Origin of the sequence: Treponema sp. OMZ 790 (assembly GCF_024181285.1) — a bacterium.
Lineage (GTDB): Bacteria > Spirochaetota > Spirochaetia > Treponematales > Treponemataceae > Treponema_B.
Genome location: NZ_CP051201.1, coordinates 628,464 through 643,742, shown reverse-complemented (window position 1 = coordinate 643,742; position 15,279 = coordinate 628,464). Strand labels below are relative to the sequence as shown.

At 38.8% G+C, this 15,279-nt stretch carries 17 protein-coding genes; 6 read left to right on the top strand and 11 right to left on the bottom strand.

Annotated elements, in window-relative coordinates; translation table 11 throughout:
- Positions 1-117: 117 nt before the first annotated feature.
- The 4 genes from grdB to E4O01_RS02990 all read right to left on the bottom strand — a co-directional run bounded on the left by grdB (position 118) and on the right by E4O01_RS02990 (position 4,631).
- Positions 118-1,413: a glycine reductase complex selenoprotein B gene (gene grdB / locus E4O01_RS03005; protein ID WP_253687289.1), complete on the bottom strand. Its 1,296-nt coding sequence runs from the start codon at positions 1,411-1,413 to the stop codon at positions 118-120.
- An 11-nt stretch (positions 1,414-1,424) separates the two neighbouring features.
- Positions 1,425-2,714 carry a glycine/sarcosine/betaine reductase component B subunit gene (locus E4O01_RS03000; RefSeq protein ID WP_253694244.1) on the bottom strand — a complete coding sequence of 430 codons (1,290 nt, stop codon included), beginning with the start codon at positions 2,712-2,714 and terminating at the stop codon, positions 1,425-1,427.
- A 118-nt stretch (positions 2,715-2,832) separates the two neighbouring features.
- Positions 2,833-3,450 (bottom strand): epoxyqueuosine reductase QueH, encoded by a 618-nt coding sequence (locus E4O01_RS02995; protein ID WP_253694242.1) that lies wholly within the window; start codon positions 3,448-3,450, stop codon positions 2,833-2,835.
- Entirely contained in the window at positions 3,447-4,631 is a 1,185-nt protein-coding gene (locus E4O01_RS02990; RefSeq protein ID WP_253694240.1) for a DHH family phosphoesterase, read from the bottom strand. Before E4O01_RS02990 ends, E4O01_RS02995 begins: the two co-directional genes overlap by 4 nt.
- 171 nt (positions 4,632-4,802) lie before the next feature.
- Here E4O01_RS02990 and E4O01_RS02985 point away from each other — a divergent pair, with 171 nt between their 5' ends.
- From E4O01_RS02985 to E4O01_RS02965, 5 genes are all read left to right on the top strand, one after another.
- The gene (locus E4O01_RS02985) at positions 4,803-5,108 is read left to right on the top strand and encodes an ATP-dependent Clp protease adaptor ClpS (RefSeq protein ID WP_253694238.1); all 306 of its coding nucleotides are present in this window, start codon (positions 4,803-4,805) and stop codon (positions 5,106-5,108) included.
- Complete coding sequence (clpA, locus tag E4O01_RS02980; RefSeq protein ID WP_253694236.1) at positions 5,105-7,474, top strand: ATP-dependent Clp protease ATP-binding subunit ClpA; 2,370 nt, start codon at positions 5,105-5,107, stop codon at positions 7,472-7,474. The genes E4O01_RS02985 and clpA overlap by 4 nt, the downstream gene beginning before the upstream one ends.
- Positions 7,475-7,495: 21 nt before the next feature.
- On the top strand, positions 7,496-8,236 hold the full coding sequence (gene aat / locus E4O01_RS02975; RefSeq protein ID WP_253694234.1) for a leucyl/phenylalanyl-tRNA--protein transferase: 741 nt from the start codon (positions 7,496-7,498) through the stop codon (positions 8,234-8,236).
- 309 nt (positions 8,237-8,545) lie between these two features.
- Positions 8,546-8,773 (top strand): hypothetical protein, encoded by a 228-nt coding sequence (locus E4O01_RS02970; protein ID WP_253694232.1) that lies wholly within the window; start codon positions 8,546-8,548, stop codon positions 8,771-8,773.
- On the top strand, positions 8,773-9,183 hold the full coding sequence (locus E4O01_RS02965; protein ID WP_253694230.1) for a type II toxin-antitoxin system VapC family toxin: 411 nt from the start codon (positions 8,773-8,775) through the stop codon (positions 9,181-9,183). Before E4O01_RS02970 ends, E4O01_RS02965 begins: the two co-directional genes overlap by 1 nt.
- Before the next feature lie 77 nt (positions 9,184-9,260).
- Here E4O01_RS02965 and E4O01_RS02960 read toward each other — a convergent pair whose 3' ends face one another.
- Positions 9,261-10,277: an IS5 family transposase gene (locus tag E4O01_RS02960; RefSeq protein ID WP_253694229.1), complete on the bottom strand. Its 1,017-nt coding sequence runs from the start codon at positions 10,275-10,277 to the stop codon at positions 9,261-9,263.
- Positions 10,278-10,412: 135 nt separating this feature from the next.
- On the opposite strand from E4O01_RS02960, the gene E4O01_RS02955 reads away from it, so the two are divergent.
- Positions 10,413-11,696, top strand: a complete 1,284-nt coding sequence (locus tag E4O01_RS02955; RefSeq protein WP_253694227.1) for an MFS transporter — start codon at positions 10,413-10,415, stop codon at positions 11,694-11,696.
- Positions 11,697-11,715: 19 nt separating this feature from the next.
- On the opposite strand, the gene E4O01_RS02950 is transcribed toward E4O01_RS02955, so the two are convergent.
- From E4O01_RS02950 to E4O01_RS02925, 6 genes are all read right to left on the bottom strand, one after another.
- Positions 11,716-12,054 carry a type II toxin-antitoxin system PemK/MazF family toxin gene (locus E4O01_RS02950; RefSeq protein ID WP_253694225.1) on the bottom strand — a complete coding sequence of 113 codons (339 nt, stop codon included), beginning with the start codon at positions 12,052-12,054 and terminating at the stop codon, positions 11,716-11,718.
- Entirely contained in the window at positions 12,041-12,235 is a 195-nt protein-coding gene (locus E4O01_RS02945; protein WP_253694223.1) for a hypothetical protein, read from the bottom strand. The genes E4O01_RS02950 and E4O01_RS02945 overlap by 14 nt, the downstream gene beginning before the upstream one ends.
- A gap of 131 nt (positions 12,236-12,366) precedes the next feature.
- Positions 12,367-12,843 carry a hypothetical protein gene (locus E4O01_RS02940; protein WP_253694221.1) on the bottom strand — a complete coding sequence of 159 codons (477 nt, stop codon included), beginning with the start codon at positions 12,841-12,843 and terminating at the stop codon, positions 12,367-12,369.
- Between the two features lie 43 nt (positions 12,844-12,886).
- On the bottom strand, positions 12,887-13,480 hold the full coding sequence (locus E4O01_RS02935; RefSeq protein ID WP_253678500.1) for a CbiM family transporter: 594 nt from the start codon (positions 13,478-13,480) through the stop codon (positions 12,887-12,889).
- Positions 13,481-13,556: 76 nt separating this feature from the next.
- Entirely contained in the window at positions 13,557-14,345 is a 789-nt protein-coding gene (locus tag E4O01_RS02930) for an energy-coupling factor ABC transporter ATP-binding protein (RefSeq protein WP_253694220.1), read from the bottom strand.
- Positions 14,333-15,046: an energy-coupling factor transporter transmembrane component T family protein gene (locus E4O01_RS02925; RefSeq protein WP_253694218.1), complete on the bottom strand. Its 714-nt coding sequence runs from the start codon at positions 15,044-15,046 to the stop codon at positions 14,333-14,335. Before E4O01_RS02925 ends, E4O01_RS02930 begins: the two co-directional genes overlap by 13 nt.
- Positions 15,047-15,279 lie beyond the last annotated feature (233 nt).

The following is a 15,279-nucleotide window of genomic DNA, read 5'->3' as shown; positions in this document are numbered from 1 at the left end:
CATTAAGTGTAACATATTCTAAAAAAAAATACTATATAAAAACTAATTTTCAATTAAAATCATAAAAAAAGCCCCCTGGCTCTAAAGGCAAGGGGGCTTTTAGTTTAAAAAGCTAAATTAAAAAACGGTTTGCTCGGAAACGGGTGTTTCAAGAGCTTTTAATGCTTTTTCAACAAGGGCGCGGCGGAGTTTTTTCTCATCTGCATCGTTCATTTTAGGATCACCGAGCGGGTGAGGAATAGCTACGGCCGGCACAATTCTGTTTGCACCAACAGTCTTTGAGATAGGAACAACAGTTGCAATATGTACTACCGGGAGATGTCTCTCGATTTCTTTAACCATCGTTGCACCGCAACGAGTACATGTGCCTCACGTGGAGGTAAGAATTACAGCCTGCACTCCGTCGTTCACAAGCTTTTGAACAAATTCTTCGGCAAATTTCTTTGAGCGCTTTACAGCGGTACCGTTTCCTACCGTTGTATAGTACTTGTCATGAAGCTTTCCGATCTTTCCTTCTTTTTCCATATCGCGCAAAACGTCTACCGGAAGAACTCGGTTGGGGTTTGCATTACAATAGGTCGGGTCGTATCCGCCGTGAGCTGTTTCGCTGTCGGCTGATGAAAGAGCGGCCATACCTGCGATTGAATATTCGCCGTAGTGTGAAGCGTTTGAAGCTTCGATGTGGTCGGGGTTACCCTTGGGTACAACACCGCCTGAGGTTACCAATGCAACCTTTGCCTTGGAAATATCTTTAACAGCAGGCTGAGGAGGTACTCTGTCGAATACGGGCATCGGATATTCCGTTACGAACTCTTCACCCTTAATCTTCTTGATGAGCATATCAACAGCTCTCTTTGCACCTCTTTCTTCTGCAAAGTAGTTTTGGCGTACGCCTCTGGGTAAGAGACCTTCTTTTTCGGGGCAGCAGATGCACTCGCCTGTTAAAATCTTTTTAGCCAAAGCTCCGATAGCAGGAACGGCTTCTCTCATGCTTACAGCAGAGTTGCCTGTCTTGATTGTGTACATAAAGGCTTTAAATACATCATAACCGGGGTTTTCTTCATAGAGACCAGAAATAGCGGGGATGCCGAGCTCAAAGGCAACCTTTGCTGCGTTACCGCAAGCCATACCGTATCGTCCGGCGTTAAATCCGGGACCGGCAATAAGAAGGTCTGCTTTTGCATCTGTAAGAACCTTCTTAACAAAGGCCAAGCATTCTTCTTCGTGTTCGTTAAAATAGTTATCACCGCAGATAATGGTCTTGACGATCTTTCCTGCATCTCCCAAGGCACCCTGAATTCCGGCACCGGGACCTGCTGTTCCGTCAATAACCTCCGGTTTGTAGTCAGCCATGTCTTCTCCGCCTTTTCCGGCAAAGAACTGATTGATATAATGAACAATTACTTTACTCATAGCTTAACTCCTTATATTCCTCTTGCGCTAAGATTCCAGAATCCGAGCTCGTTTGTAGCACCGGTAATAACCTGAATTTCAGCTTCGATTGTTCCGTCGGCATGTAAACTTCCTTCCCAAGCACCGGCAATAACGTTTGCTTGTTTTACATCTCCGATGATGGTCTTCATCGGGGGAAGTTTTACAACAGCGTTTGCGTTTCCGTTAGAAACTACAGCATTTCCTAAGGGGTTTGAGTCAGCAAGAGACTGACTTGCACCGTCTTGACCGGCATATTCGTCGGTTACGAGAACGGTTTTGATACCCTTTTCTTCGATCTTGCGGCAGTTCATGATCAAGTCGGCATCGGGGTTTCCGAAACCTTCTTCAGAAACGATAACTGCATCGCAGCCGAGCATTTCGGCCAATTTTGCGGAAAGGTTAGAAGATCTTTCCTTGTCTGCAAGAGTTACGTTTTCGTTTGTAACGATTACACCCATGAAGTTGATGTCTTTTCCATGTCTCTTGTAGAGTTCATGGATAATGGGGCTGTTCTGGTGAACATAGGTCGGGTTCTTATCGCATGCAGAAACGCAGTTACCGCTTACGATTGCACCGTCCATAACTTCTGTGGGGTACATGATTGTGGGAAGAATCTGCTTTACGTCGATACCGTAGTAGTAGGTGTCGTGTAAAAGTCCCTGGCTCTGGAGCATGTAAACATATCCTACCTTAGGAAGATTGGGATATTGTTTAGCCTGCTCTACGAAGGGAAGTGTTTCGTAGGTTTCTACAGAAGCGGGTTTTACGTTTTTAGCAGCTTCTCCGAGATATCGGGCTGTTTTTAAGCCCATAAGGCGTAAGGCCTTTTCTTTGATAGCGCGGGTAACATCGTCCTGGATCTTGCAATCAACAACGAGGTTAACGGTCTTTGAGAAGGGGGTATATTCGGCACCCGGGCCGCTCATGTCAATGATACCTTCCTGGAAACCTACAACGGTTCCGGTTGTAACTACAGCAGCACCCTTCAATACATGGGTTTTACCTGCTCCAACAACAGCCTCTTCACCGGTAAAAAAACCGGGGAAGCAAACTCCGCTGCCTTCTACCTTACATCTGGGTTCAAGAACATCTTTTACAGGGATAATTCGAGTGTTATCGCCGGGCTTTGCAATGTGCAATTCGACACCGATTACAAGCGGATCTTCCTTGATAAGAGCCTCAAGTTCAGCTTTGTTTACTTCAAGGCATGTTCCATTAACAGCTGTTTTGTTTCCAAATTTCATGTCGTTAATGGGTATAATACCTAATTCAAGTTTCACTTTTGACCTCCTAATATTTATAGTCAATAGATTGATTACTTTGGACTATATTATAGCAGGAATTTAGGATATAGTCAATTCTAAAACTTGAATTATAAGGATAAAAATAACTAATTTTTTATCGTTTGGAATGGACACATCCGCAGTAATCCTGCCTGTAAAGTCCGTATTTTTTGCTTAAATTTATGGAATCAAGGTAACCGCTGCGTTTTTTAAAATCGCAAGCGAGCCATCTGCAGTTTCCGCTTTCGAGAGAAAGTCCGATACTATTAAGTTTTTCCGCATTTTTTAAGGGACTCACGGAAAGAGTTGAGGTAAAAAAATCGAAACCGTCTTTTTTGGCTCTTTCGGCAGTTTTTTTCAGCCGTAAAAGGTAGCAGCGCATACACCTCTCCCCTCCTTCAGGACAATCTTCCAAACCTTGAGCAATTTTATGGAATTCTTCAGGGGCATAGGTCTCTTTGATTATTTCTATCCTGTGAGACGAGAGACTTTCTTCATTGTAGATAGAAATAATGTGTTTTTGCTCTTCAGCTCTTTTTTCGTATTCTTCAAAGGTGTCTATATTGGGATTATAATAAAAAACGGTAAGTTTAAAAAAAGGAGCAAGTTTTAAGATAACCGAAGAACTGCAAGGCGCACAGCAAGAATGGAGCAAAAGAGCTTTATCGTTTGAGTCCAAATCTTTTATAGTTTCCTGCATCAGCCTGTCATAGTTGATTTTTTGAGCTGTCATTGCGGAATCAAAGTCTTAACCCTTTCGGAAATTCTATAGACGTAGGCCGGTAAATCCTTTATCTCGCTGCGGTTAAAGCGAAAACCTATGGCACCCGGATGACCTCCGCCGTCTGCAATACTGAATTCGCTTAAAATAGGCCTTACATCAATCCCTTGTACATCGCCTGAAGCTCTTATCCTGAGTTGAATCTTATCCGATATCTCCACCGGATCAAAGTATGCCGATATACCGACTCCATGAGCATTTTCGGCTATATTATCGGTGGCACGCTTTATAACTCCCAAAAACTGATTATAATCGATTCCGGAGCTTAAAACTTCGGACTGCTTTTCATCTAGGATTATTGTTCCTATACGTCCGTCATAAAAAACATTTTTCATAACCTCATTATAAAGCCTTTCATCTTCGTCTGAGAGAGTTTCGATCAAATCCAATATTTCTTTAACGGAGCTTATATTTCCCGACCCCTTATTAAATTCCCCGCTGAGTATGGTATTAAATTTTCTTAAAAAATAATCATAAAAGGCCCTGTCTCTGCGCGTAAAAAGATAATTTCCCATTTTAGCATCGCCTATCATGCCTGTAAGCATGGCAAGAACTATGTTTCGGGAGTAAAGGTCTTGTATACCGTATTCTTTTAGAATTTCGGGGCGTTTTTCAAACTTTAAACACATTTGACCTATTATTTCGCATGTACTTGAAGCTCTCATTGTAAGCCTGTAATCTTCATCGCCGGAATAATCTGCATCGGCAGCAAAATGATGGTCTATCTCTACTTTCGGGATTTTTTTATCGTTTATGAAAACTTTAATTTCATCGTTTAAAGCTATCATATCCGGTTTGGGAGTATCCAAGATGACTATGACATCAGGATCTGAGGGAATATCTAAGTCTTTTACGGACAAACAAATGGAGTTATAGCTGCAAATGTCGGCAAAAAAAGCAAGGTTATCAGGCACATTGTCTTCCAAAAAAATATTCACGTTTTTTCCGAATTTGCGCAACAATAAGCCGAATGCTACAACTGAGGATATACAATCTTCGTCAGCATGCACATGCCCTAAAAGCAAAAATGATGATCTAGAATATATAAGTTCAAAAACCCTCTCCATTACCGCATTTTTTTTACGGATGCTGAGAGGCTTCATTTTTTTTATTTCGGAATTCTCACAAGTCATTGCCTTATAGTATAACACATTATGGTAAAATATCAATATTTTTTTTAGTTTTTGTCGATAGTTTTTGCAAATATACAGGTGTTTTTATCAAATTCATTATTTTTAGGAGAATATTATCAAAAAAATAAAAAATTGCTTGTAAAATATGATTTTTTACAGTAACTTATATGTATGGAAGTAAAAAAACAGCCCCAAAGAGGGACTATTATTTCTGAAAAATTTATAGAACCTGAAAATTATAGAGTTATTCTCCTTAACGATGATTTTACTCCGATGGATTTTGTTGTTGCCATCCTTATTTCTATATTCAATAAATCACCCGAAGAGGCGGAATCTTTGATGTTTAAGGTTCATAAAACGGGACAAGCATCTGTCGGAATTTATGTTTATGACATAGCCGCAACAAAATGCTTTCAAGTATTAACCGCAGCAAAGAATAATAATTTTCCGCTGCAATGCAAGGTTGAAAAGGTATGAATTTTACGGTAACCATAACTGTCAGGCGCATTTTTCAAGATGCTGTAGAGGACGCAAAAAAACGAAACCATGAATTTGTTACTCCGGAACACCTCCTTTGGGCTATTATGTTCAATCCCAAGGCTTTGGAGCTTTTTACCCTGTCGGGTTCTGATCTTGGCTACATTCATGACAATTTAAATACCTATCTCGAAAATAAAATTCCTTTAAGAGCTCAAGACGGACAAGAAGAACCGCTTCAATCTGTCGGCCTGCAAAATGTTTTTGAAAGGGCTATTTTAAACTGCAATTCTGCCGAAAAATCGGTTATCGGCATTAACGACATAATAGTCAGCCTCATGGATGAAGAAAGAAACCATTGTTCATTTTTTATGAAACAAAGCGGAATAAACCGTTTGAGACTTTTGCAGTTGGTAAGCAGCCCCGACTTTTATGATGACGGAAGACACAAAAGCGCCTACGAAAATATCGAAAAAGAAAAACAGGCCGAATTATTTATCTTTGAAGATGAGGCAGAAAATCAATGCCGAACTTCAGACACTTCAAACACAAAACAAAACGAAAAAAATAAACCGCAAAAAACCTGTCTTGAAAAATTTACGGTAAATTTAACTCAAAAAGCTTTAAAGGGAGAACTTTCTCCCATCATCGGAAGAGAAGAAGAAATAGAAAGAACTGTTCAAATTTTATGCCGCAAGCAAAAAAACAATCCCCTCCATGTAGGCGGTGCCGGCGTCGGAAAAACTGCGATAACTGAAGGCTTGGCGCAAAAAATAACCGCAAATCAGGTTCCCAGTTTTTTAAAAGATGCAAATATCTACAGCTTAAGCCTTTCGGATCTAATGGCCGGAGCAAAATTTAGAGGAGACTTTGAAGAAAGATTAAAGAAGATAGTTTCCGAAGTTTCAAAAGAAAAAAACGCAATTCTTTTTATAGACGAAATCCACACGATAGTAGATGCCAATTCGGGAGGCGGAGGTATTGATGCTCCCGATCTTTTAAAACCGATTTTAACAAACGGAAAGGTGCGATGCATAGGAGCTACAACCTTTGAGGAATACAATAAGCATTTTACAAAGGACGCAGCCCTCGCAAGACGTTTTCAAAAAATAGACATTGAAGAGCCAAGCGAAGAAGAAACTCTTAAAATACTAAAAGGCCTTAGAGAAAGTTACGAGAATTTTCATAAGGTGCATTACAGCGATGAGGTTTTGGAATCGGCAGTTCATCTTTCGGCCATTCACATCAGGGACAGGTTTTTGCCCGATAAGGCTATAGACCTTATAGACGAGGCCGGAGCTCTTATTAAAATCAAAGCAGACAAAGAAAGAAGCTCAAATACTGAAGAAAACGCCGAAGCAAGTGTTCCGGAAGTAAGCCTTACCGACATAGACAAGATTGTTGCAAAGACTGCAAGGATACCGGAGCAGAAGGTTTCGGTAAACGAGACGGAAAAGCTCAGGCACTTTGAAGAAATTCTTTCAAAGAAAATCTTCGGCCAAAGCCCGGCTATTGAAGGCGTTACCAAGGCAGTAAAGCGATCCCGTGCAGGCTTCCGTTCCAAGGATAAGCCTGTTGCAAACTTTTTGTTTGTAGGCCCCACGGGGGTCGGTAAGACGGAGCTCGCTAAAACCCTTGCCGAGGAGCTTGGTATTCCCCTTCTCCGCTTCGACATGAGCGAGTATCAGGAAAAGCACACTGTAAGCCGCCTCATAGGTTCACCCCCCGGCTACGTAGGCTTTGAAGAAGGAGGCCTTTTAACCTCTGCCGTACAAAAAAGCCCTAATGCGGTTCTTTTATTGGACGAGATAGAAAAGGCTCACCACGACATCTATAACATTCTCTTACAGATTATGGACTATGCAACCCTCACGGATAATCAGGGAAGAAAGGCGGCCTTTAACAATATAATTCTTATTATGACAAGCAATGCAGGCTCTTCAAATATAGGAAAACCCTTGATCGGCTTCGGAGGAGAGCGCATTTCGGAATCGGCCGTAGATGAGGCTGTCGAAAAGACCTTTACTCCCGAATTCAGAAACAGGCTTGATGCAATCATAAAATTCGGCCCCCTTACGATGCAGGTTATGAGCCTCATCATCAAAAAGGAAGTAGAAAAAATACGCTCCCAGCTCGCCGAAAAAGAAATTTCTCTTGAGCTTGAAGAAGATGTCATTCCTCTTTTAGCCGAAAAAGGCTATTCGGAAGAATTCGGAGCCCGCAATGCGGCCCGCCTTGTCGAAGACGAATTTGTAACGCCCTTAACCGATATGATTCTTTTCGGAGAAACAAAAAAAGGAAGCTCCGTAAAATGCCGTATCGGGGATAAGACTAAAAAACCCTATTTGGTTTTGAGCGTAAAATAAAGGGCTTAATACTTAAAAACAATGTTGACGGGTTTTTCTTCATTATCGCTTTTAAGTTCCGGTGAAAAAAATATACTCTTAAAAAGAAGTCAAAAAGATTTTCCTTGGCTTGAAAGCGATGATTTTTTTGATTTTAACAAGGCCTTCGGTGAAGAAGATTATATTCAAAAATCTCAAGACGATGAGGTAATATCGGGAGGGAACCTTTCACCCGGCATGATTCTTTCGGCCTATAGACATTCTTTTTTTCCTTGGTTTTCGGAAGAAGACCCTATAATTTGGTTTTCCCCTTCCTTGCGCTTTGTTATAAACAAAGATTCTTTTCATATTCCGTCCCGATTAAAAAGAGAAATAAAAAAAGCCGATTTTAGGATAACGCAAAATACGGCCTTTGATGAAGTTATAGAAAACTGCGCCCTAATAAAAAGAGAGGGACAAAAAGGAACTTGGATCACGGATGACATGCTTCAAGCTTATAGGCTTCTTCATAAGCTGGGCTTTGCCCACTCTGTAGAAGCATGGAAAGGAGGCGAATTGGCGGGAGGCTTTTACGGCCTTTATATAAATGAGGTCTTTATAGGCGAATCCATGTTCAGCAAGGTAAGCGGAGCTTCCAAAACAGCCTTCTCCCTCTTTGCCCAAGACTTCTTTGAAAACAAGAAGGGCATTTTAATAGATGCCCAAATCCCTTCCGAAAACATAAAACGCTTCGGCGGCTTTAAAATACCGAGAAGCAGCTATCTGGGAATTTTAAGCCGCTGATCTTTCTACCGCAAGTATAATTGTAAGTATACTTGACAAGTAAATAAAAAAGCTTTATCCTTCCAATAGGGGAGGTACGATAAACAGTTTGGCAGAAATCCGGCCTCACTGTTTATCTGCCGAGTTTTGTACCTATCAGTACAAAACATCTCATTATTATATGTGTGTGTTTTACAACACACTTGAAAAAACTTTTTTCGCAAATTGATTCGCTATCCGCTTTAGCGGATACGATGAAGAATTTCCTTGCAGAACAGAGCCGTAAGGCTCTGATATTTGCTATAAAAAGTTTTTATGGAGGTAAGACAGATGCCGCAAATATCCTTATATGTAAAAGAAAGTCATTTTGAAAAAATTGAAAAAGCTGCGAAAAATGCGAACAAATCTATTTCAGGCTGGGTGTTGGAAAAAATTCTTCCTCAAATTGAATCTTCCTACTCTAAAGAATTTATAAATCTTTTCGGCTCTATAGACGATAAAACCTTTAAAAGACCGGAACAGCCGAATTGGAAAGATGACAGTCCCAGGGAGCCCTAATGTATTATTTGGACACAAATATCTGTATTTATTTTTTAAACGGAAAATATCAATCTGTCAAAAATAAAATTTTATCTATTCCTCCTTCTAAGATAAGGCTTCCTTCGATTGTAAAGGCAGAACTTTTATTGGGCGCATATAAAAGCAGCAAAAAGAAAGATAATCTAAAACGACTTGAAGTATTTTTTAAAGAATTTAAAGTAGAGCCTTTTTCGGATCAAACGGCATACACCTATGCAGATATCCGTTCAAAGCTGGAAAAAAACGGAACCCTTATCGACCCTAACGACTTATTGATCGCATCAATAGTTTTATACAATAAGGGGATATTGGTAACGAATAATACAAGGGCACCTCTAAAAACCTATTTTTTAGTGTACCTATTTATTATTTTAGTAGCTTTTTTATAAATTGTCTAGTGTAAAACTTGGATTCTTTATCTTAAGTTCCCTTACTTTTCATTTTATTACCTATATGCTCCCTCATTTTATTTCTTTAGATAGCAATATCGGCATAAGTTGTATGTTAAGTTCATCATTATTATCGAAAATGTTGCACGAGCTAATCCTATCGTTCTTACATAGATACCTTTCATTGAGTTTGTCATAAAGCCAAATACATGTTCTACTCTCGCCCGTATTTTTGATTTTTTTCTGTTACTGATTTTTTGTTTTTTAGTAAGAGGTTTCCCTCTTGCTCCTCTTTCACAAATTTGTCCTTCTATTCCTTTCGCTTTTAAAACTCTCTCTATTTCTTCTCCTATATAAGCACTATCTGCGTATAATCTTTCATCTTCCCTTTCAACCAAATTTTTTAACTCTCTACTATCATGAACATTGGCTGCTGTTACCGTCACTTTCAATATAAGCTTACTTTTTTTATCTACTTTTATATGATCTTTATAACCGTAATAGCTACGTTTGTGCTTCTTTGTCCACCTCGCATCACAGTCTTTTTGCGATAATTTTGCCTTATTTTTTGCTTCTTGCCATTGTTCAGGGACTTTTCCATTTTTGATTTGTTCATTTTCATCTTTGCTGTTATGCTGTATCGGAGCTTCTACTATTGTCGCATCTATTATCGTTCCCTCTTTTCCTATTAAGTTATTCCTAGCTAATTCTTTTCCAAACTTTTCAAATAACTTTTTTGATACTCTCGCTTCAATGAGTTTTTCTTTAAAAAGCCATATTGTTTTTGAATCGGGTACTTTATCTTTTAATTCCAATCCTAAAAATCTCATAAAGGATAGTCGATCGTTTATTTGATATTCCGTTTGATCATCACTTATGTTGTATAATTTTTGTAAGATTATTATTTTAAACATCATTACATAATCGTATGCAGGTCTTCCGCCTAAACCTTTTGGCTCTTTGGTTAATGCTTTTTTTAATAGTGGTTTGAATATTTCCCAATTTATTTTTTCGTTTAATTTTTCAAGACTATCACCTAAGTTACTTAATACTCTTAAACGATCTTCTTCATCAAATAATCCTTTTTGTTTCATACCTCATTTTATCATCTTTTTAATCTTTTTTAAAGGGGGTTTTTAGAGGTGCCCACAAAAGAATTTAAAAGAATAAAAGCTCTTAAACTCGAAAACTGGATTGACAAATCCGGTATCAAAGGTTAAAATGCTTTTATGCAAATCCAAAAAAGAACGGAAGACCGTAATTTATTTTTAATTTATTTCGGTACAATCACTTCGCTGATAGGAGATGAGATAGGAAGCGTAGCCCTTTCTATCTGGGTTGCTCTTCAAACCGATAATCCTGTAAATTTCGCCCTTGTTTATTCTGCAGCCAAATTTTCAAGAATTGTTTTTTCGCTCTTTTCGGGTTCAATTGTAGACAGCTTTAACAAAAAAAAGCTCTTATACTTAAGCGACTTGGCTCAATTTGTTTTAAATCTTTTTATTCTATTTTTAATTGCGGTAAATTTAGATTTTAACTTAAAGGTATTTTTATTTTGCCTTATAAGTGTTTCGCAAGGCTTTTGTCTAGCAATCTTTAAACCGGCAAGCAGGGCAATTTTACCCGAACTAATAAATAAAGAAAATTTAAAAAAGGCTAATTCGGTTTTGGAAATGAGCAGAAGCTTAATTTCGATGCTTGCCGTTATCTTTGCGGCAGGGCTTGTGATGCTTCTAGGCTGCGAGCTCTGTATTTTGATCAATGCTCTAAGTTTTTTTATATCGGCCCTATCCGAGATTTTTATCCGCTATGATTTTAAAAAGAAAGATGAACAAAAGAAAACCGATTCAAAGTTAAAAAAAATCTTCGACGGGTACCGCTATGTTTTAGGCGAAAAAGAACTTTTAAGTCTAGCCTTGCTGGCTTCATGTTTAAACTTTTTTTGTACACCTATTTTTTCGAATATACTTACCTATCAGTTTAAGACGGTTTTTACTCTTAATTGGCAGACAGGTTTTGCTTTTATAAATAATTTTTTAAAAGACGAAAAATCTTTTTTAACCCTTTTTTCTTCAATTTGTTTTTTCGGCATAGGAATAGGGAATATACTAGGCAGTCTTGCTTCCCAAAAAGTTTCAGGTAAAAATGTAAAATTATTTACTTTGATTTTGCAGTCTCTTTCTTTTTTGATCTTAGGTTTTTATTTTTATTTTTTAAGAGAAAACAACTTTTTATTTAATGTAATTTTACTTGGCAGTATTGTAAGCTTATCGGCCCTATCGGCGGGTTTTAGTATGGGACTCTTTAATGTCCATGTAACAAGCCTTTACCAAAAAAAAGTAGATCCCGAATTTTCAGGAAGATTTTTTGCCTTTAATACCGTGCTGATTCAAATATCTTCGCCGATAGGCATGCTTATCGGAAGCAGCATAGCCGCAACAGGAATTTTTTATCCGGTCTTCCTTTTTGCAGGAGGCTTTTTATGTCTCCTAGCCTTTTTTAATATGACATAACTCGATATAAATATTGTATTTATTCTTTAGTTACATAGTCTATTGCAGCTTCTATTTTACCTAATACTAATTGATTTAGTTTACCTACACGATGTAATAATCGTTTTTTATCAATTACCATTATTTGGTGAATTAATGCTACAGAATCTTTTGGAAGTTTTGATTCATTTTTAGAAATAAATACATTACCAAGATAATCGGATAATAAAGTATTTGATGTAAGAGGAATAACAAGTTTAGTATTTAAACAATTTAAATTTTCTTTATCTGACTGGATAATAATTACAGGTCGTGTAAAGCCCGGTTCACTCCCAAACGGCATACCAAAATCCATCATATAAATATCACCACGTGTCATCTTTAAGATACTCCCATGCTGTTTGAATACTTGCATCACTCATCTTATTCAAGGTATCTTCTTCCGATAAGGCTTTATTTTTAGCTACTTTTTCAGTAAGATAGTCAAGATAATTCACAAGTTCTTGATAATAATACTGAGGTAAAGCTTTTATGCGTTTCTCTAAAATTTCATATGACATTATAAGACCTCCTTACCTATTATAATACTTATAGTGTAACATATAAATCGTAAAAATACTATGGTAGAAAAATTTGCCGCTCATAATACAAGCAAAACTCAAGTTTAAATGAGCGGCGATATTTTAGATACTTATTTTAATACCTTCTTTTTAAAGGTTCTAAATTCAAAGAACAGAAAAACAATTGCACAGGTATTTAAAACGGTCAAAATTATTGGGAGCTTACTCGGTCTTTTGGTTTTGATTCGTTTCGGTTTTGCTGCAGAAGCTTCGGAAGATTCGACTTCTTTTGAAGTTCCTTCTTCTGACATTTCTTCTTCGCTTGCCTCCCAATAGGCAACATGGCCTGCCCCGTCAGAAGCTTCTGCCGACATTACTTTAAGAGAGGGATCAAAGCGGTAAAAACCCTTATCGTCTACTTCACCTTCTTGAATTACATCAAAGCCTCCGTCTGAATAAAGGATAACCTTGGTGCCGGGGGTAAAGCCTCCGCCGTCATACTGTACCTGAAAAACTCCCGGCTCGACTAGCTCCAAAAACATTGCATGAGAAAAAGCTGCAAGGCTTACAAGAAATAAAAACAATAACGTAAAAGCATATTTTTTCATAATTTACCTTCTATTAAAAAATCAAATTAATTAAGGAATTTTTTTATAAATTCCTTTTAAACCAGTCGGGTCTCGCCTTCATCATGAGCTTGACGGCAAAGCCGGTAATTACAGCCTCGACCGCCATGACGACGGAGTGAGAAACAAAGAGGGCTATAAAGGTCTCCTTTGCAAAACTTCCTCCCGTCATAAGAAGAACCGACAAAACCAAAACAACAAAGATTACGGAAAGAGCACCTATAACCATTCCCTTTAAAAGCACATTATCGCTCTTCCAATTATAAAAAATAATTGCCGACAATATTGAAGAAACGGAAAGCATCAGGGTGTTGGCTCCGAGAGTTGTAATCCCGCCGTGCTGGAACAAGAGAGCTTGCAGCAGCAGGGCAGGAAAAAACGCAAGGGGCGCCTTACGCCCGACAATAATTCCTATCAGTCCGCACATGAGCGGATGAACCGAGCTCGGCGGTATCGGAATCATAATTAACGAAATAGCAAAAAAAGTTCCCGCCATAAGACTTATTTTCGGGATATCCTCTTCTTTTGTTCCCTTGACGGCAAAGGCAATTCCTACTGCACTCGCCGCATAACCCACGGCACAAACCGCCGTCGATAATCCTCCATCGGATATATGCATAACATCCTCCTAAAACTCGGCAGATAAACAGTGAGGCACGATTTGTACCGAGCTGTTTATCAAACCTCCTATACCCCTATAACAATAGATGTAAGGCATCTTCAACAGAACGCGGGGCCGGATTTTTATGGCCGAAAAGCCTTGCAAGTTTAGGCATAACTATACCGGTCCTTTGCAGCACCTCTGCATTATTAAAAACGCTCACGGCGTCTCCTCCTGCAACCAGCTCTCCCTCGTTCATCACATAAACATTATCGGCCCACTCATAACAAAAATCCTGATCATGGGTCGAAAAAATAATCGTCTTTCCTTCCTTGGAGAAATCATCCAAGATAGCTTTAAAGGCAGATTTTACCTTGCTGTCAAGCCCCGAAAAGGGCTCATCGCATACGATGATTTCAGGCTCCATAACAAGGACGCCTGCTATGGCACAAATCTTCTTTTGCCCCAAGCTGAGCTGATAGGGCGAATAATCTTTTAAGTGCTCGATATTAAGCTTTTTTAAGATACGGTTTACGGCTGCTTCTATTTCTTCCCTATCCATGCCTAGGTTCTTTAGACCAAAACCGATGTCCTCATAGACGCTTGTCAAAAAAAGCTGATGATCGGGATAATCGAACAAGAAGCCCGATTTTTTTCTTATCGAATTTAAACTCTTTTTGGAAACATCCTCTCCCAAGATGCTCACCCTTCCCGTTTGAGGCGAAATCGTTCCATTAAGATGATAAAGAAGGGTTGACTTACCGGAACCGTTTAGACCGACCACGGCAGTCTTTTTTCCTTTTTCAAAATGAGCATTTATATTGTGTATTGCATTCCTTCCGTCGGGATAGGTGTAGGATAAATTTTCGATTAAAACAGCCATGGGATCTCCATAAATCTTTCCATTATTATAAGACTCGCGAAGAGCGAAACAAAGAAGACAAGAAGGCCTATATAGAGGGGCGAGGATATTTTTTCGGGCTTAAATTGGGTTTCGGAGGTAAAGCCCCGAGCCCTCATGGCATTATAAACCTTGTCGCCGTGATCCGCCGCCTTCAAAAAAAAGCCGCCTATCATTTCTCCGTAGGTTGAAACCTTTGAAAAGGTACGGGCATTGTCAAAACAGCGGGCATTCATCGCCTTTGCGGTCTTATCTATATCGGTCCTTACCATAAAAAAATATCTAAAGGTAAGGGAAATTATTTGATTTAAGAAATTGGGAAGACCGAGCTTCATCACGCCTTCGACCAAATAAAGGTAAGAGTATTTTGAAGAAATAAAGGAAATCGTCATCATTGCACACATGAGGCGGAGGATGAGCTTTGCAGAAAAATATCTTTGCTCTATCGGCACATTGTAAAAACCGCGGATAAAAAAGGGAAGGAGCACCATTATCACAAAGGGCAGCACACCCAAAACCGATTTTAAGTTTTTAATTCTTTCAGGCGAAAAAATCAAGATCATGGAAATAACTATAAGAACCCAGAGTATTAAAACTTCTATATGCTTAACGCTCGAAAGATAAAACAAAAAAAAGAAAAGAATGTATAAAGTTATGTGAGGCGCCTTTTTTAACCCATCCATGATTTTAAAGTCCTTGTAATTTTATAGCACTTTTGTAGGAGAAAGACAAGGGGGCCGCTTAAAATCGGACATCCTTGTCCGATTTTAAGCTTAGAGTTTTAGACTTGCGTCTAAAACTCTCCGAGCTTGGAACCACGGACATCCGTGCCGGTTATGAAATGTGCGTCCATGTACATTTTTAATCTCAGAGTTTGCGGCAAGCGCAAACTCTCAAAGCACGGAACCACCCGCCG

Bases quoted from the DNA above. Each gene is read 5' to 3' on its own strand.
- E4O01_RS02995 (WP_253694242.1), bottom strand. From the start codon at position 3,450: ATGACAGCTCAAAAAATCAACTATGACAGGCTGATGCAGGAAACTATA.
- E4O01_RS02990 (WP_253694240.1), bottom strand. From the start codon at position 4,631: ATGACTTGTGAGAATTCCGAAATAAAAAAAATGAAGCCTCTCAGCATC.
- E4O01_RS02985 (WP_253694238.1), top strand. From the start codon at position 4,803: ATGGAAGTAAAAAAACAGCCCCAAAGAGGGACTATTATTTCTGAAAAA.
- clpA (WP_253694236.1), top strand. From the start codon at position 5,105: ATGAATTTTACGGTAACCATAACTGTCAGGCGCATTTTTCAAGATGCT.
- aat (WP_253694234.1), top strand. From the start codon at position 7,496: ATGTTGACGGGTTTTTCTTCATTATCGCTTTTAAGTTCCGGTGAAAAA.
- E4O01_RS02970 (WP_253694232.1), top strand. From the start codon at position 8,546: ATGCCGCAAATATCCTTATATGTAAAAGAAAGTCATTTTGAAAAAATT.
- E4O01_RS02965 (WP_253694230.1), top strand. From the start codon at position 8,773: ATGTATTATTTGGACACAAATATCTGTATTTATTTTTTAAACGGAAAA.
- E4O01_RS02960 (WP_253694229.1), bottom strand. From the start codon at position 10,277: ATGAAACAAAAAGGATTATTTGATGAAGAAGATCGTTTAAGAGTATTA.
- E4O01_RS02955 (WP_253694227.1), top strand. From the start codon at position 10,413: ATGCAAATCCAAAAAAGAACGGAAGACCGTAATTTATTTTTAATTTAT.
- E4O01_RS02950 (WP_253694225.1), bottom strand. From the start codon at position 12,054: ATGACACGTGGTGATATTTATATGATGGATTTTGGTATGCCGTTTGGG.
- E4O01_RS02945 (WP_253694223.1), bottom strand. From the start codon at position 12,235: ATGTCATATGAAATTTTAGAGAAACGCATAAAAGCTTTACCTCAGTAT.
- E4O01_RS02940 (WP_253694221.1), bottom strand. From the start codon at position 12,843: ATGAAAAAATATGCTTTTACGTTATTGTTTTTATTTCTTGTAAGCCTT.
- E4O01_RS02935 (WP_253678500.1), bottom strand. From the start codon at position 13,480: ATGCATATATCCGATGGAGGATTATCGACGGCGGTTTGTGCCGTGGGT.
- E4O01_RS02930 (WP_253694220.1), bottom strand. From the start codon at position 14,345: ATGGCTGTTTTAATCGAAAATTTATCCTACACCTATCCCGACGGAAGG.
- E4O01_RS02925 (WP_253694218.1), bottom strand. From the start codon at position 15,046: ATGGATGGGTTAAAAAAGGCGCCTCACATAACTTTATACATTCTTTTC.